This window comes from Gilliamella sp. Pas-s27 (genome assembly GCF_009795865.1).
Classification (GTDB): Bacteria; Pseudomonadota; Gammaproteobacteria; order Enterobacterales; family Orbaceae; genus Gilliamella.
Genome location: NZ_WTEW01000071.1, coordinates 1 through 1,897, shown reverse-complemented (window position 1 = coordinate 1,897; position 1,897 = coordinate 1). Strand labels below are relative to the sequence as shown.

Below are 1,897 nucleotides of genomic sequence, written 5' to 3'. Positions count from 1 at the left end.
ATATCAACCGCAAGTTTCCGCATGGCGCGAGGATTTGCATAAAGGAATATATACAACACAATTACATTTAAGTAATAATAAAAAATTACGTTATGCTAATGATGATTATTGTGAATTTTCTCGGCGTTTAGGGGGGGGGTATTTTGCTCGTTGGATTACAATATTTTTTTCCTCAATTTTTGTTTTACTATCATTATTCGCTTTATATATGGGAGTTTTCGTTATTATTACAGAAATTGATGGTAGAATCCTAACAATATCAGTTAGTTTATTATTATTATTTGTCGCTTATTTTCTTTTTCAATTCTTACTAAATACACTGTTTGCCCCCGAAGATTGTCCTATTCGTTTTAATCGAAAAACAGGTAAAGTTTATGTTTATGAACATTTTATCTTATATTTTGGAGCATGGATAATTCTTATTCGTTCACCCTTTAGAGCTAAAGAGATAACGGTTAAAGAGTTTAATTGGGCAGATATTCAAGGGTGTATGACCTCAGTATCAGTTCCTCTTGCTAGTGGCGGAATGGTTAGAAGCTATCGTCTAGAATGTGTGGTATGCGAGCCTAATACCACTAAAGTGATTGACCACTTTCTACTAGCAGCCTATAGCAGTTTAAACTATTACGAATGGATGTGGATAAATAGCTATATGGCGTTTTCGGATAATAATTTGGATGGGGAATTGATGCCAGAAGAAGAGTTTACATGGCCAATCAAAGTCAACTGGCCAGAAGAAATCGACAAAAAATCCAAAGCTAGCTCGCTTGAAGAGTATCAGAAAATAGATGCCGAGTATAAAAAAATTAAGGAATAAATAATGCCATCTAAATATCAACCGCAAGTGTCATGCTGGCGCGAAGATTTATACAAAGGGGTTTATACAACCCGCCATTATTTAAGTAATAATAAAAAATTACGTTATGCTAATGATGATTATTGTGAATTTTCTCGGCGAACAATAGGATGGGAGTGGGTTCCACGTTGGGTTACTATTATTTGTTTAATAATGCTTATTTTATTGTCGTTTTTTGTAGTATATGGTTTATCTTATGTTATTATTTTTGAAACTGGATGGAAATTTATACTTATACCTCTTTGGTTATTATTCCTTTATCTAATATATTTATTTTTACAGCTTGTTTTCTATCTATTCTATGCTCCTGAGGATTGCCCAATCCGTTTTAATCGTAAAACAGGTAAAGTTTATATTTATGACCATTTTCTTTTATATTTTGGTTCGTTAGAAACATTTACTCGCTCACCATTTAGAGTGAAAGAGATAACAATGAAAGAGTTTGATTGGGCAGATATTCAAGGAGTCATGACGTCAGTATCGGCACCGATTTATGGTGGTGGTATGGTCAGAAGTTACCGCATAGAGTGTGTGGTATGTGAGCCCAATACCACTAATGTAATTGACCACTTTACTTTTTGTATGGATAGCAGTTTAAGTTACGATGAGTGGATGTGGGTGAATAGTTTTATGGCATTTTCGGATAAAAACCTAGATACCGAACAGATGCCAGATGAATATGAGTGGTCGGTAAAAATCAATTGGTCCGAAGAACTCGACAAAAAATCCAAAGCCAGATCGCTTGAAGAATATCAACAAATAGATGCCGAATATAAAAAGTTAGGGAATAAATAATGCCATCTAAATATCAACCGCAAGTTTCCTCATGGCGCGAGGATTTGCATAAAGGAATATATACAACGCAATTACATTTAAGCAATAATAAAAAACTACGTTATGCGAATGATGATTATTGTGAGTTTTCAAGACGCCCAAACGGAATCGGTGTAATTCTCCGTTCCTTTCTAATTTTTATATCGTTTTTTTCGCTACTACTTACAATATTTGGAGTATTTGTAAGTTTTTATGATATTAATATCA

Annotated in this window: 3 protein-coding genes; all 3 read left to right on the top strand. The window is 33.7% G+C overall.

What is annotated here, in order from left to right; translation table 11 throughout:
• Positions 1-817 (top strand): DUF6708 domain-containing protein (locus GQ589_RS11645; RefSeq protein ID WP_237399236.1); only part of this gene is annotated, 817 nt, incomplete at its 5' end.
• A 3-nt stretch (positions 818-820) separates the two neighbouring features.
• Positions 821-1,651 (top strand): DUF6708 domain-containing protein, encoded by an 831-nt coding sequence (locus GQ589_RS11640; protein ID WP_160426396.1) that lies wholly within the window; start codon positions 821-823, stop codon positions 1,649-1,651.
• Positions 1,651-1,897: hypothetical protein (locus tag GQ589_RS12340; RefSeq protein WP_237399235.1), on the top strand; the 247-nt coding region annotated here is incomplete at its 3' end. The genes GQ589_RS11640 and GQ589_RS12340, both read left to right, overlap by 1 nt.